Consider the following 14,241-nt stretch of genomic DNA (forward strand, 5'->3'; position numbering starts at 1 on the left):
TCCCCCGGCGTTGTGGACCGTCGTGCGGTCCTGTGGTCCTGTGGACGGCAGCCCCGGAACGGCCCCGACCGCTCAGCCCGTGGCCGTTCCGGCTGCTCTGTGGACTACTTCTCTGCGGGTTACTTCTTCTCCACCGCGTGGCCGCCGAACTGGTTGCGCAGCGCCGCGATCATCTTCATCTGCGGCGAGTCCTCCTGACGGGAGGAGAACCGTGCGAACAGCGACGCGGTGATCGCCGGCAGCGGGACCGCGTTGTCGATCGCGGCCTCCACGGTCCAGCGTCCCTCACCGGAGTCCTGCGCGTATCCCCGGAGGTTCTCCAGGTGCTCGTCCTCGTGCAGTGCGTTCACCGCGAGGTCGAGCAGCCACGAGCGGATGACCGTGCCCTCCTGCCAGGAGCGGAAGACCTCCCGGACATCGGTCACCGAGTCGACCTTCTCCAGCAGCTCCCAGCCCTCGGCATAGGCCTGCATCATCGCGTACTCGATGCCGTTGTGGACCATCTTGGCGAAGTGGCCGGCGCCTACCTTGCCGGCGTGCACCGAGCCGAAGTCGCCCTCCGGCTTCAGGGCGTCGAAAACCGGCTGCACCTTGGCGACGTGTTCCTTGTCGCCGCCGTACATCAGCGCGTAGCCGTTCTCCAGGCCCCAGACGCCGCCGGAGACACCGCAGTCGACGAAGCCTATGCCCTTGGCCGCCAGCTCCTCGGCGTGCTTCTCGTCGTCGGTCCAGCGGGAGTTGCCGCCGTCCACGACGACATCGCCGGGCTGCAGCAGCACCGCGAGTTCGTCGATGGTCGACTGGGTGGCCTCGCCTGCCGGGACCATCACCCAGACCACACGCGGGCCCTCGAGCTTGCCCACGAGTTCTTTCAGGCTGTGGACATCGGCGAGGTCCGGGTTGCGGTCGTATCCGAGGACGGTGTGGCCCGCGCGACGAATCCGCTCGCGCATGTTGCCGCCCATCTTGCCGAGGCCGACGAGACCGAGCTCCATCAGTTGTGTTCCTTAGGTTGCGACGTGGCGTGGCGGCACGAGCGTGCCGCGGCACTTACGTACCGCCCCGACCCTAAACCCGGGCGCTCACGCACATCTGTGGGCATACGCGCTCAGGCGTACGCCCTCACCTGCGGTTTCACCTGCGCCGGCCGACCAGCCGTCTTCCTGCTGTTTCCTGCCCCTCCCGGGTCCGGCGCGATCCGGTTGTCCACGCTCACGGTCCGGTGTCCACCGGGCCCGGAAGGGCTGTGCACACCTGTGGACCGATGCGGGCGGCCGCGGACAGGCGGGACGAGCTCAGCCGCTGAGCCGCACCGGCATGATCAGGTACTTGTAGGCGTCGTCCGCCTCCGCGTCCACCGCGGGCCTGCCGCTGAGCAGCGCGGGCTTGGTGGACGTGGTGAACGACAGCTGGGCCACCGGGGAGTCGATGGCGCTCAGGCCGTCCAGCAGGAATGTGGGGTTGAAGGCGATCGAGATGTCGTCGCCCTCCAGCTGGGCGTCGACCCTTTCCACAGCCTGTGCGTCGTCGCTGGAACCGGCCTCCAGGATGAGCACACCCTGCTCGAAGCTCAGCCGCACCGGGGTGTTGCGCTCGGCGACCAGGGCCACACGCTTGACGGCCTCCACGAAGGGGGCGGTCTCGATGACGGCGACGCTGTTGAACTCGGTCGGGAACAGCGTGCGGTACTTCGGGAGGTCGCCCTCCAGCAGCCGCGTGGTCGTGCGTCGGCCCGCGCCTTCGAATCCGATCAGGCCCTCCCCCGCACCCGAGCCGGAAAGCGCCAGGATCACCTGGTCGCCGCTGGTCAGCGCCTTGGCGGTGTCCAGAAGCGTCTTGGCGGGCACGAGGGCGACGGCCGAAGCCTCCGGGTTCTCCGGTTTCCACAGGAACTCTCGGACCGCGAAGCGGTAGCGGTCGGTGGAGGCCAGCGTCACCGTGTCGCCCTCGATCTCGATGCGGACACCGGTCAGGACGGGCAGCGTGTCGTCGCGGCCTGCCGCGATGGCGACCTGCTGGACGGCGGACGCGAAGACCTCGCCGGGGACCGTGCCCGTCGCGTTCGGCATCTGCGGCAGGGCCGGGTACTCCTCCACCGGCAGCGTGTGGAGCGTGAACCGCGAGGAACCGCAGACCACCGTCGCCCGTACACCGTCTGTGGAAATCTCCACCGGCCGGTTCGGGAGGGCTCGGGAGATGTCGGCGAGCAGCCGGCCCGAGACGAGGACCGTGCCCTCCTCCTCGACCTCCGCCTCCACCGAGACCCGCGCGGAGACCTCGTAGTCGAAGCTGGACAGACTCAGCTGTCCCGCCTCGGCCTTCAGCAGCAGGCCTGCGAGGACCGGCGCCGGCGGACGGGCCGGGAGGCTGCGCGCCGCCCAGGCCACTGCCTCCGCGAGTACGTCGCGTTCCACCCGGATCTTCACCGTAAGCCGCCTCCTGCTGTTGCCGGCGTTCTCGCGCCCTGCTTCGCCTTCGTCATCTGACTCGGTGTCGTCGGCCTCTGTGAGGGGAAGGACACCGGGAACAGTCTGACGCACCGCACTGACAGTAGGTGCCCCTCGGGGTCAAGTCGCGACGAGGGGCAGTCGGCGGCGAAGCGGTGAGTTGTGCACAGGGCCCTCTTCGAAGCGGATTCCTCACTCTCTCTAGTTGGGAGTAGTAGTAGGGCCTGTGGATACAGTGGATAACCTCGTTTTCCCAGCTCAGAGCCAAGATTTTGTCCACTGGCCCTGTGGGCGGAGCCGGTGGACAACTCGGGGTTTCTGTGGAGAACAGAAAGTTCTGCACACTCCGTGCACAGGTCGGGCCGAGTTGTCCCCAGCTCCGTCCCCAGATTTGCCGGTCTTTCCCACAGGCCCCCTCGGCATCTTGGTGTGACGCCTTTCACTCGACCCGGTGAGGGGCCGCGTCGCGTTGCCGAACAGTGGACAGGCGTGTGGAGAAGCGCATGATCGCTGGGGACAAGTGGGCTCGCCCTGTGGATCACCTGTGGACAACTTTGTACACAGGCTGTGGATCATCATTCTGTCCACAGCCTGTGGGGATCGCTTGTCCACGAATCCACAGCCGGTTGACCTGGCTTGATCGTCCCCCATTTGGCGGCCCTGTGGACAGGATCGGGACAACTCTGCGGTCCCCAGGATGTGGACGGGGAAAACTTGACGAATCTGTGGAGGAAGGCCGTAACCCGGCGCCGAAATCGAACAGCGGACGGCACCCCGACGACGTCGCGGCCGACGACGGCCTGACCAAGACTCGACGCGGGGACGCGGGGACGGCTCAGGGGGAATGGCTGGAGGGGCTCGGCTGCGGGTGTACGAGAAGGGCGTCCCCGGGTGTGGCCGGGGACGCCCTTCTCGTACACCTGAATGCCCCTGAAGAGGCCAAGCACGACTGGGAGGGGAGGGAGCCGCCGGCCGCTGTGAACGGGCCGCTGGACTCCCTCGTGCCGCGACAGGCACTCTGTGAGTGCCTAGCCGGCCTTGATGCGGTTGGTGAGTTCGGTGACCTGGTTGTAGATGGAGCGCCGCTCGGCCATCAGATTGCGGATCTTCCGGTCCGCGTGCATCACCGTCGTGTGGTCACGGCCGCCGAACAGCGCGCCGATCTTCGGCAGCGACAGGTCGGTCAGTTCACGGCACAGGTACATCGCGATCTGCCGCGCGGTCACCAGCGCGCGTCCGCGCGAAGTGCCGCAGAGGTCTTCGACCGTGAGTCCGAAGTAGTCGGCGGTCGCACCCATGATGGCCGTCGAGGTGATCTCCGGCGCGGAGTCGTCCCCGCCGGGCATCAGGTCCTTCAGAACGATCTCGGTCAGTCCGAGGTCCACCGGCTGCCGGTTGAGCGAGGCGAAGGCCGTCACCCGGATCAGCGCGCCCTCCAGCTCACGGATGTTCCGCGAGATCCGGGAGGCGATGAACTCCAGTACCTCCGGCGGGGCGTTGAGCTGCTCCTGCACCGCCTTCTTGCGCAGGATCGCGATCCGCGTCTCCAGCTCCGGCGGCTGGACGTCGGTGATCAGACCCCACTCGAAACGGTTGCGCAGCCGGTCCTCCAGCGTCACCAGCTGCTTGGGCGGCCGGTCACTGGAGAGCACGATCTGCTTGTTGGCGTTGTGCAGTGTGTTGAAGGTGTGGAAGAACTCCTCCTGCGTCGACTCCTTGTCCGCGAGGAACTGGATGTCGTCGACCAGCAGGATGTCCATCTCCCGGTACCGCTTGCGGAAGCTGTCGCCCTTGCCGTCGCGGATGGAGTTGATGAACTCGTTGGTGAACTCCTCCGAGCTCACGTACCGCACCCGGGTGCCGGGATAGAGACTGCGCGCGTAGTGCCCGATCGCGTGCAGCAGGTGCGTCTTGCCGAGCCCGGACTCCCCGTAGATGAAGAGAGGGTTGTACGCCTTCGCGGGTGCTTCGGCCACCGCCACCGCCGCCGCGTGCGCGAAGCGGTTGGAGGCGCCGATGACGAACGTGTCGAAGAGGTACTTCGGGTTCAGCCGCGCGGTCGGTTCACCGGGACCGGTTGCCGGCGCGGGCTGCGCGGCCAAGGGGCCGGGGGCACCACTGGTGGGCAGGTTCGGGCCGACGGGGCCGCCACGATGGACGTGCCCCGTGCCGGAGGGAGGCTTCGGCAGCTCGCGACGGACCGCGTCGCGCTGGTCGTAGTCGCCACGGTCGTAGTCCTTGCGGTCGTACTCCGCGCGTGATGTCTCGTAGTCGGAGCGCTGCTGGTCGTAGGATGGGCGTTCCATCGGCTGCGGCCGGTAGTCCTGCGAGGGCGCGCCACTGTAGCCGTCCTGGGAGCCGTACGTCTCCTGGGGCGGTGAGGCGTACGGATCGCCGTCAGGGAAGCCGAGGCGCTGCTGCTGCCAGCTGTATTCGTCCTGTGCTGGGCGAGGCCAGGAGCCGGGTTCCGGGCGCTGGTACTCCGAGGGGTAGGCCGGGCGGGCGGTGGGGAGCTGGTCGCCCGGCGGCCCGGGACGGTGGTCGGCGCGGCGTCGGCCGTAGCCCTCATAGCTGTCGTACTGTTCGCGCTCCTGGCGCTCCTGGCGCTCCTGGCGCTCCTGCCTGTCCGGACGGTCCTGCCGGAGCTCGGGTTCCTCGTAGCGCGGCTGAGGGCGAGGGGCGAGCGGGGCTGGAGGCTCTCCCGCGGAGTCGTCGACGGTGATGGCGATGCGGATGGGGCGCCCGCACTCGCGGCTCAGACTCTCGCTGACGACCGGTGCCAGACGGCCTTCGAGCACACCCTTGGCGAACTCGTTCGGCACGGCGAGCAGGGCGGTGTCGGCGACCAGCGCCAACGGCTGGCAGCGCCGGATCCAGTGCTCGTCCTTTCCCTCCACTCCCTGGCCCCGGCCCTCCCCGAGGAGCTGCTCCAATACGCGTGGCCACACTGCGGCAAGATCGGCAGGTACGTCAGCCACAGGGCACGCTCTCTCACAGGTCCCTCGAACGTGTGGTTCAGGGACGGGTTGGGTTCTAAAGGGGGTGCTGGAGGGACAAAGGAACGAATCGGAGTTCAGCCACGGTAGTCAGGGCGGCCGGTACGGTTCAAGTTGTTGTCCCCAGCCTGTGGACAAGTGTCTCCCGGCGGCGGCTGGTTTGACCGAACGGCGCAGCCGCGCGTACCGTGACGAGGTCGAGTTGTCGATGGCTGCTGCCGCCTGCCTCCGATGGGCACAGATCGCGCAAGATGATCGGTCAGCGGTGCACTCGGGCGTAACGCGAGCTACTCGTGGGCGCACGGTGACAGCCAGGACGGCACCCCGCAATCTACGAACCCTTTCTGGAGCCCCCGAGTGAGCAAGCGCACCTTCCAGCCGAACAACCGTCGTCGCGCCAAGACCCACGGCTTCCGGCTGCGTATGCGCACCCGTGCCGGCCGCGCGATTCTCGCGTCCCGCCGTGGCAAGGGTCGCACCCGTCTGTCCGCCTGATCCTGATCAGGTCATGACGTCGTGCTGCCCACCGAGAACCGGCTGAGGCGGCGCGAGGACTTCGCGACCGCGGTACGACGAGGGCGCCGGGCCGGACGTCAGCACCTCGTCGTGCATCTACGCAGCGGTGTCACGGACCCGCATGCGCCTGGGGAGAACACTGCCCCGACGCGTGCGGGTTTCGTCGTAAGCAAGGCGGTGGGTGGCGCGGTCGTGCGGAACAAGGTGAAGCGCAGGCTTCGCCATCTGATGCGCGATCGAGTCGCCCTGCTGCCCCCCGGTAGCCTGGTAGTCGTACGAGCGCTGCCCGGAGCGGGTGACGCCGACCATGCACAACTGGCCCAAGACCTGGATGCCGCTCTTCAGCGGTTGCTGGGAGGGGGCGCGCGATGAAGTACCCGCTGCTGGTTCTGATCAAGCTCTATCAGTGGACGATCAGTCCTCTGCTCGGGCCTGTATGCAAGTACTACCCGTCGTGTTCCCACTACGGCTACACGGCCATCGACCGGCACGGTGCCGTCAAGGGCACAGCACTCACGGCCTGGCGCATCCTGCGGTGCAATCCGTGGTCGTTGGGCGGCGTGGACCATGTCCCGCCGCGCAAGCGCCCGCGGTGGCACGAAATGCTGCGCACCGCCTGGCGTGCACGCAAGGGCGGGCCCGCCTTCGCCGAACCGGCCACCGAAGGACGGATTCCTCCTGTGAGGCCGAGTTCTTCGAGTCCGGCCGCAGAGACCTCGCCCCATGCCCAAGGAGCATGATTAGTGGACACGATTGCCAGCCTCTTCAGCTTCATCACGACACCTGTCTCCTGGGTCATCGTCCAGTTCCACAGCGTGTACGGGGCCATCTTCGGCCCGGACACCGGATGGGCCTGGGGCCTGTCCATCGTGTCCCTGGTGATTCTGATCCGTATCTGCCTGATCCCGCTCTTCGTGAAGCAGATCAAGGCGACACGCGCGATGCAGACGCTCCAGCCGGAGATGAAGAAGATCCAGGAGCGCTACAAGAACGACAAGCAGCGCCAGTCCGAAGAGATGATGAAGCTGTACAAGGACGCGGGCACCAACCCGCTCTCCTCGTGCCTTCCCATCCTGGCGCAGTCCCCGTTCTTCTTCGCCCTTTACCACGTGCTCAACAGCATCGCGTCCAACGACACCGTCGGCGTGATCAACGAGCGTCTGCTGGAAAGTGCGCAGAAGGCGCACATTTTCGGTGCCCCGCTCGCGGCGAAGTTCACGGACAACGCGGACAAGGTCGAGGCCCTCAACGCCTCCCTGACCGATGTGCGTGTCGTCACGGCGCTCATGATCGTGTTGATGTCGCTGTCGCAGTTCTACACGCAGCGTCAGCTGATGACGAAGAACGTCGACACCACGGTGAAGACGCCGTTCATGCAGCAGCAGAAGATGCTGATGTACGTCTTCCCCGTCATCTTCGCCGTCTTCGGTATCAACTTCCCCGTCGGTGTCCTCGTCTACTGGCTGACCACCAACGTGTGGACCATGGGCCAGCAGATGTACGTCATCCACAACAACCCGACGCCGGGTTCCAAGGCGCAGGCCGCGTACCTGGAGCGCTTCTCCAAGACCGTCACCCGGCACGGCAAGACCCGTAACCGCCGTGAGCGTGCCATCGTCAAGGCCATCGTCGCCAAGGGCCGGGACCGTAACGAGTACGAGCGCAAGTTCATCAACGGGCTGAACAAGGCGGGTCTCGCGGCCCAGAACGACGGCGCGGTGATCAAGAGCGACGCCACGGCCGCCGCCCAGGCGGAGGATGGTGCCCCGGCCACGGCCCAGGTCGCGAAGCGGCAGCAGCCCAGGCGGCAGAGCAAGTCCCAGCGCCAGGGTGGTGCGGCGAAAGCAGCCGGTGAGTCCCTCTCGCTGACCAAGGCCGAGGAACCCAAGGACGACGTCAAGCCCGCCGCCGCTGCCAAGAAGGGCAACGCGAAGCCCGGCGGAAGCACCCGCAGCAAGGCCCAGTCCGGACAGCGCAAGGGTCCGCAGCGGCCCAAGTCCCCGTCCAAGAAGTAAGAAGGAGTCCATCCCGTGACGGAAGGCACCACCTCCGCCGCTGCCGAGGGCGCAGACACCCTGACCCGCTTGGAGCAGGAGGGCGAGATCGCAGCGGACTACCTGGAGGGTCTGCTCGACATCGCCGACCTCGACGGTGACATCGACATGGACGTCGAGGCCGACCGTGCCTCTGTCTCGATCATCAGCGACTCGTCCGGCCGTGACCTGCAGAAGCTGGTCGGTCGTGACGGCGAGGTACTCGAAGCGCTCCAGGAGCTCACGCGCCTGGCCGTGCATCGCGAGACCGGTGACCGTAGTCGGTTGATGCTCGACATCGCGGAATACCGCGCCAAGAAGCGGGCCGAGCTGTCCGAGCTCGGCGCGAAGGCGGCCGCCGAGGCCAGGAGCAGCGGTGAGCCCGTGAAGCTCGACCCGATGACGCCGTTCGAGCGCAAGGTCGTGCACGACGCGGTCAAGACCGCCGGCCTGAGCAGTGAGTCCGAGGGCGAGGAGCCGCAGCGCTTCGTTGTCGTGCTTCCCGCCTGAGCGGTTCCAAGCTCCACCGGCCCCGTCTGTTGCGCAGACGGGGCCGAATTTTGTCAGCCTGATAGTTCTGTGGTGCCGGCCCGTGCGTCGGCACAATACGGAAGGACGGTCCACCGTGACGGAGGCAGCAGAGCTTCCCCCCGCGCCCGAGCAGGCTCGTGAAGTGTTCGGTGATCGCTTTGCGGACGCGGTGCGTTACGCGGAGCTGCTCGCTGAAGCGGGCGTGCAGCGTGGTCTGATCGGTCCGCGGGAGGTGCCCCGGCTGTGGGAGCGGCATCTGTTGAACTGCGCGGTGCTTTCGGAGGTCGTTCCCGAGGGCGTGACGGTGTGTGATGTCGGTTCAGGCGCCGGCCTGCCCGGCATTCCTCTGGCTCTGGTCCGGGAGGACCTCAAGATCACGCTACTGGAACCGCTGCTGAGGCGTACCACCTTCCTGACCGAAGTCGTGGAGCTGCTGGGGCTGGACCATGTGACGGTCGTCCGTGGGCGGGCCGAGGAGGTCATGGGAACGCTGCCTCCGGTGCATGTGGTGACCGCACGGGCTGTGGCGCCGCTCGACCGTCTCGCCACATGGGGCATTCCCTTGTTGCGGCCCTACGGAGAGATGCTCGCACTCAAGGGCGATGCTGCCGAGGAGGAGCTGAAAAGCGCGACCGCTGCTTTGAACAAGCTCGGCGCAGTGGCGACATCGGTCGTGCATGTGGGTGAGGGCGTGGTGGATCCGATGTCCACAGTGGTGCGGGTCGAGGTCGGGGAAAGCCCTGGAGGTGTGCGCTTCGCAGCGAAGCGCGCGAAGGCCGCCCGCACGGGACGTGTGCGGCGCCGGCGCGGATAATGGGTGCACATGTCCTGTGGCAGGACGACTGACTGCCAGGCATACGCTCTGAGGGGTCAGACGTACTCCACACAAGCTGCCGAACCTCTGTGTACCGGAGTGTCGCGGCAGTGCGGCCCCGGCTGCTGTGCATCGTGTTTCACGTGAAACGTCGCTCCCTGCTGCACGGCATCATCAGTCGCGGTCGCGCCGCGGCCGAACCCCGCGGCCGTAAGCCTCTCGGTTCACTCGGAGAGGGTCCTGTTCCCGACGAGAGTTCATCCCCCTTGGGGGGTGTGGAGTTGTCCACAGAGGTGGATTTCTCCACAGAACGTAGAGCCTCAGTGGTTCGCGACCCCGAAGGCATGGGAGGCTCTGTTCATTGCGAGCCTGAAGTCGAGGAGAGTGAATCCTTGCGGTCCGACGCCAACATCGCGGGACCGATGACCGACCCGGTCCCCGGTCCCCGTACCGAATCGATGGGGGCGGATGTTTCACGTGAAACACCGCCTCCGATGGACGACACTCCTATCGGTCGTGCTGCCCAGCTGGCTGTGGACGCGCTGGGCCGCGCGGGCGAGGGCCTGCCACGGCCCGAACAGACACGTCTCATGGTGGTCGCCAACCAGAAGGGCGGTGTCGGCAAGACGACGACGACCGTCAACCTTGCTGCGTCACTCGCGCTCCATGGCGCTCGGGTCCTGGTGATCGACCTCGACCCTCAGGGCAACGCATCCACCGCCCTGGGGATCGACCACCACGCCGAGGTTCCTTCCATCTACGACGTGTTGGTCGAGAGCAGGCCGCTGGCAGAAGTGGTCCAGCCGGTCCCTGATGTGGAGGGTCTTTTCTGCGCACCTGCCACGATCGATCTTGCCGGTGCGGAGATCGAGCTGGTGTCCCTGGTGGCACGGGAGAGCAGGTTGCAGCGTGCGATCCAGGCCTATGAGCAGCCTCTGGACTACGTCCTCATCGACTGCCCTCCGTCGCTCGGCCTGCTGACAGTCAATGCGCTGGTGGCGGGGCAGGAGGTTCTGATCCCGATTCAGTGCGAGTACTACGCGCTGGAAGGCCTGGGGCAGCTGCTTCGCAACGTCGATCTGGTGCGGGGGCACCTCAACCCCTCCCTGCATGTATCGACGATTCTGCTCACCATGTACGACGGTCGGACGCGGCTCGCGTCCCAGGTCGCGGACGAGGTGCGCAGTCACTTCGGGGAGGAGGTGCTGCGGACGAGCATTCCCCGTTCCGTACGCATCTCGGAGGCACCGAGCTACGGGCAGACGGTACTGACCTACGATCCTGGATCGAGCGGTGCCCTCTCCTACCTTGAGGCGGCACGAGAGATCGCGTTGAGGGGCGTAGGCGTCAGCTATGACGCATCGAACGCGCACACCGGTGCGCAGCAGAATGATCCGAGCATGGTGGAGGGCGTCCAGTGAGTGAGCGACGGAGAGGGTTGGGTCGTGGTCTTGGCGCACTGATCCCTGCTGCCCCGACAGAGAGGACGGTCGCTTCGACCGTGACGGGAGGCGCTGCGTCCGCGCCCCCCGCCGGCTCACCGATGGTGCCGAACGAGCGCGGGGCGGCCGCTACGAAGCTGGCCGCGCTGTCTTCTGTTTCACGTGAAACAGAGGAGTCCTCGACCCAGGGCGCAGCGGATACCCTCATGTCTCCTCCCCTGGGGGCACACTTCGCTGAGATCCCCCTCGAGTCCATCAAACCGAACCCGCGTCAGCCTCGAGCGGTCTTCGATGAGGATGCGCTGGCCGAGCTTGTCACGTCCATCAAGGAGGTCGGTCTCCTCCAGCCCGTCGTCGTACGGCAGGTCGGGCCGGCGCACTACGAGCTCATCATGGGTGAGCGCCGCTGGCGAGCCTGCCGTCTGGCGGGGCTCGAAGCCATCCCGGCGATCGTGCGGGCCACCGAGGACGAGAAGCTTCTTCTGGACGCCCTTCTGGAGAACCTGCACCGGGCCCAGTTGAACCCGCTGGAAGAAGCAGCCGCTTACGACCAGTTGCTCAAGGATTTCAACTGCACCCACGATCAGCTGGCGGACCGCATCGGCCGCTCCCGCCCGCAGGTGTCCAACACTCTGCGTCTGCTGAAGCTCTCGCCAAGGGTCCAGAGCCGGGTGGCTGCCGGAGTGCTCTCCGCCGGGCATGCGCGGGCCCTGCTCTCCGTCGAGGATTCCGAGGAGCAGGACAGGCTGGCCCATCGGATCGTGGCCGAAGGGCTCTCGGTGCGGGCCGTCGAGGAGATCGTCACCCTGATGGGGGCGGGCCCGCAGAAGGCACCACGTTCCAAGGGGCCGAGGGCTGGCGCTCTGGTGTCACCGGCGCTGTCGGATCTGGCCACGCGTCTTTCGGATCGCTTCGAGACGCGAGTGAAGGTCGACCTGGGGCAGAAGAAGGGGAAGATCACCGTCGAGTTCGCCTCCATGGAGGATCTCGAGCGCATCCTCGGCACGCTTGCTCCCGATGAGGGGCCGGTTTTGCAGAAAAGTCTCGTGGACGACGACGCAGAGGGCGATTCCTGAGGCATCGGCTCGGTCAGCCGAACAGTCGACCAGAGGCGGATCATGTCCGGTATGTACCGGATCATGGTCCGCCCTTTGCTTTTTGCCGGTATCGACGGAATCGCTTCGTGGATACGATGCATTCACATGAGGGGTGATCCGCCGGCCCAACCTCTGAATCTCTGAGCGCAAGGCAGGAGCCATGCGAATGATGAGCCGCACTGGATTGGTGAGAACAGGGCTGGTGGTTGCCGTCTTCGGTGGGTTCATCGGCAGCCTGCTCAAAGAGCGGCATGCTCTGAGAACCGTCCGCGAGGCAGCAGGCGAAGGAAGCGAGGCACAGGCTTCATGGGGCGTCGGCTCGTACCGCTCACGCTGGACAACCTTCAGGACCTTCCACAGACCTGTCGCTCGTGTGTCTTCTGGGAGCTCGACCCCGTCAGCGGTGAGGCAGCGGTAAAGGCGGGCACGTCGGCGGTCGAGAAGGAGTCGTGGATTTCTGCTGTTCTGCTGGACTGGGGATCATGCGGAAGAGTCGTCTATGTGGATGACGTCCCTGTGGGTTTCGTTCTCTATGCCCCGCCCGCCTATGTGCCGCGTGCCACGGCCTTTCCCACGAGCCCGGTGTCGCCCGATGCGGTGCAGTTGATGACCGCGTTCATCGTGCCGGGCTATCAAGGTCAAGGGCTGGGGAGGGTGATGGTGCAGACGGTGGCGAAGGACTTGTTGCGTCGGGGGTTCAAAGCGATCGAAGCCTTCGGTGACGCGCGTTGGAAGGCGCCGGCCTGTGTGCTGCCCGCTGACCATCTCCTGGCAGTGGGATTCAAGACGGTCCGTCAGCACCCCACGTACCCCCGGCTCAGGCTGGAACTGCGGACGACCCTCTCGTGGAAGGACGACGTCGAGATGGCGTTGGATCGCCTGCTCGGAGCTGTCCAGAAGGAACCGGCGTTGCGCCCCCTCTGACGGAGCTGGTCATGAGAAGGGGCCGACCCACAGTGGGTCGGCCCCTTCGTGTTTCACGTGAAACATGCGCCGCCGGTGAGGCGATCGACGATCATTCAGCGATGAAGTCCTCGAGGTCGCGAACGATCGCGGCCTTCGGCTTGGCGCCGACGATGGTCTTGGCGACCTCGCCACCCTGGTAGACGTTCAGGGTCGGGATGGACATGACGCCGTACTTGGCGGCCGTACCCGGGTTCTCGTCGATGTTCAGCTTGACGACCTCGATCTTGTCCCCGTACTCCGCAGCAATCGCCTCGAGGGAAGGAGCGATCTGGCGGCACGGACCGCACCAGGCGGCCCAGAAGTCCACCAGGACAGGCTTGTCGTTCTTGAGGACGTCCTCGTCGAAGGAATCGTCCGTCACGTTCTTCAGGGTGCCGGCCACGGCGGGCTCCTTAACTGGTTGATGCGTGGGGCGGGTGGGGGTCAGACAGTGGTCTTCTCGGGTTCGGCCTGCTTCTCGTCGGAGAGAGCGGCCAGGAACCTCTCGGCGTCGAGGGCGGCGGCACAGCCCGTACCGGCCGCGGTGATCGCCTGGCGGTATGTGTGGTCCACCACGTCACCGGCGCCGAACACGCCGGTGAGGTTCGTACGTGTCGACGGCGCTTCGACCTTCAGGTAGCCCTCGTCGTCCAGCTCGAGCTGGCTCTTGAAGAGCTCCGTGCGAGGGTCGTGCCCGATGGCGATGAACAGACCGGTCACCGCCAGGTCCGAAAGTTCACCGGTCTTGACGTTCCGCAGTTTCAGACCCGAGAGCTTCTGGTCACCCTGGACCTCAGCGACCTCGCTGTCCCAGACGAACGAGATCTTCGGGTCGGCGATGGCGCGTTCCTGCATCGCCTTCGAGGCCCGCAGGGTGTCGCGGCGGTGGACGATCGTGACGGACTTGGCGAACCGGGAGAGGAAAGTGGCTTCCTCCATCGCGGTGTCACCGCCACCGATGACGGCGATGTCCTGGTCCTTGAAGAAGAAGCCATCACATGTCGCACACCAGGAGACGCCGCGGCCGGAGAGGGCATCCTCGTTCGGCAGACCGAGCTTGCGGTGCTGTGAGCCGGTGGTGACGATGACGGCCTTCGCCTTGTGGACCGTGCCCGCGGTGTCCGTGACAGTCTTGATCTCGCCGGTCAGGTCGACGGAGACCACGTCGTCCGGAATGAGCTCGGCACCAAAGCGTTCTGCCTGGGCGCGCATGTTGTCCATGAGCTCGGGGCCCATGATGCCGTCCTGGAAACCTGGGAAGTTTTCGACATCCGTCGTGTTCATCAGCGCGCCACCGGCGGTGACGGCGCCCTCGAACACCAGAGGCTTCAGCGACGCACGGGCGGTGTAGAGGGCCGCGGTATAGCCGGCCGGCCCCGAACCGATGATGATCACGTTACGGACGTCGCTCACGGCTTGA

At 66.3% G+C, this 14,241-nt stretch carries 14 protein-coding genes; 9 read left to right on the forward strand and 5 right to left on the reverse strand.

Annotation, left to right across the window (positions count from 1 at the left end; all coding sequences use genetic code 11):
• Window positions 1-119 precede the first annotated feature (119 nt).
• The 3 genes from gnd to dnaA all read right to left on the reverse strand — a co-directional run bounded on the left by gnd (window position 120) and on the right by dnaA (window position 5,425).
• Complete coding sequence (gnd, locus tag ACWZEH_RS17190) at window positions 120-995, reverse strand: phosphogluconate dehydrogenase (NAD(+)-dependent, decarboxylating) (protein ID WP_456192074.1); 876 nt, start codon at window positions 993-995, stop codon at window positions 120-122.
• Between the two features lie 300 nt (window positions 996-1,295).
• On the reverse strand, window positions 1,296-2,426 hold the full coding sequence (gene dnaN / locus ACWZEH_RS17195) for a DNA polymerase III subunit beta (protein WP_042163176.1): 1,131 nt from the start codon (window positions 2,424-2,426) through the stop codon (window positions 1,296-1,298).
• 1,049 nt (window positions 2,427-3,475) lie between these two features.
• Window positions 3,476-5,425 carry a chromosomal replication initiator protein DnaA gene (dnaA, locus tag ACWZEH_RS17200; RefSeq protein WP_456192075.1) on the reverse strand — a complete coding sequence of 650 codons (1,950 nt, stop codon included), beginning with the start codon at window positions 5,423-5,425 and terminating at the stop codon, window positions 3,476-3,478.
• Between the two features lie 375 nt (window positions 5,426-5,800).
• Between dnaA and rpmH the strand changes: the two genes are divergently transcribed.
• The 9 genes from rpmH (at window position 5,801) to ACWZEH_RS17245 (ending at window position 12,800) form a co-directional block, all read left to right on the forward strand.
• Window positions 5,801-5,938 carry a 50S ribosomal protein L34 gene (gene rpmH / locus ACWZEH_RS17205; protein WP_030215407.1) on the forward strand — a complete coding sequence of 46 codons (138 nt, stop codon included), beginning with the start codon at window positions 5,801-5,803 and terminating at the stop codon, window positions 5,936-5,938.
• 21 nt (window positions 5,939-5,959) lie between these two features.
• Window positions 5,960-6,331 carry a ribonuclease P protein component gene (rnpA, locus tag ACWZEH_RS17210; protein WP_456192076.1) on the forward strand — a complete coding sequence of 124 codons (372 nt, stop codon included), beginning with the start codon at window positions 5,960-5,962 and terminating at the stop codon, window positions 6,329-6,331.
• Window positions 6,328-6,699 (forward strand): membrane protein insertion efficiency factor YidD, encoded by a 372-nt coding sequence (gene yidD, locus ACWZEH_RS17215; protein WP_456192077.1) that lies wholly within the window; start codon window positions 6,328-6,330, stop codon window positions 6,697-6,699. The genes rnpA and yidD overlap by 4 nt, the downstream gene beginning before the upstream one ends.
• Window positions 6,700-6,702: 3 nt before the next feature.
• Window positions 6,703-7,974, forward strand: coding sequence for a membrane protein insertase YidC (yidC, locus tag ACWZEH_RS17220; RefSeq protein ID WP_456192078.1), 1,272 nt, complete (start codon window positions 6,703-6,705; stop codon window positions 7,972-7,974).
• Between the two features lie 15 nt (window positions 7,975-7,989).
• On the forward strand, window positions 7,990-8,502 hold the full coding sequence (locus tag ACWZEH_RS17225) for a Jag family protein (RefSeq protein WP_456192079.1): 513 nt from the start codon (window positions 7,990-7,992) through the stop codon (window positions 8,500-8,502).
• Between the two features lie 115 nt (window positions 8,503-8,617).
• Window positions 8,618-9,337 (forward strand): 16S rRNA (guanine(527)-N(7))-methyltransferase RsmG, encoded by a 720-nt coding sequence (rsmG, locus tag ACWZEH_RS17230; RefSeq protein ID WP_456192080.1) that lies wholly within the window; start codon window positions 8,618-8,620, stop codon window positions 9,335-9,337.
• A gap of 344 nt (window positions 9,338-9,681) precedes the next feature.
• Window positions 9,682-10,758, forward strand: coding sequence for a ParA family protein (locus tag ACWZEH_RS17235; RefSeq protein WP_456199646.1), 1,077 nt, complete (start codon window positions 9,682-9,684; stop codon window positions 10,756-10,758).
• Window positions 10,755-11,855 (forward strand): ParB/RepB/Spo0J family partition protein, encoded by a 1,101-nt coding sequence (locus ACWZEH_RS17240; protein WP_456192081.1) that lies wholly within the window; start codon window positions 10,755-10,757, stop codon window positions 11,853-11,855. The genes ACWZEH_RS17235 and ACWZEH_RS17240 overlap by 4 nt, the downstream gene beginning before the upstream one ends.
• A 327-nt stretch (window positions 11,856-12,182) precedes the next feature.
• Window positions 12,183-12,800, forward strand: coding sequence for a GNAT family N-acetyltransferase (locus ACWZEH_RS17245; RefSeq protein WP_456192083.1), 618 nt, complete (start codon window positions 12,183-12,185; stop codon window positions 12,798-12,800).
• 91 nt (window positions 12,801-12,891) lie between these two features.
• Here ACWZEH_RS17245 and trxA read toward each other — a convergent pair whose 3' ends face one another.
• On the reverse strand, window positions 12,892-13,224 hold the full coding sequence (gene trxA / locus ACWZEH_RS17250; protein ID WP_042163195.1) for a thioredoxin: 333 nt from the start codon (window positions 13,222-13,224) through the stop codon (window positions 12,892-12,894).
• Window positions 13,225-13,265: 41 nt separating this feature from the next.
• Window positions 13,266-14,234, reverse strand: a complete 969-nt coding sequence (gene trxB / locus ACWZEH_RS17255; RefSeq protein WP_456192084.1) for a thioredoxin-disulfide reductase — start codon at window positions 14,232-14,234, stop codon at window positions 13,266-13,268.
• Between the last annotated feature and the right edge of the window lie 7 nt (window positions 14,235-14,241).

It is taken from the genome of Streptomyces yamdrokensis, assembly GCF_053890455.1.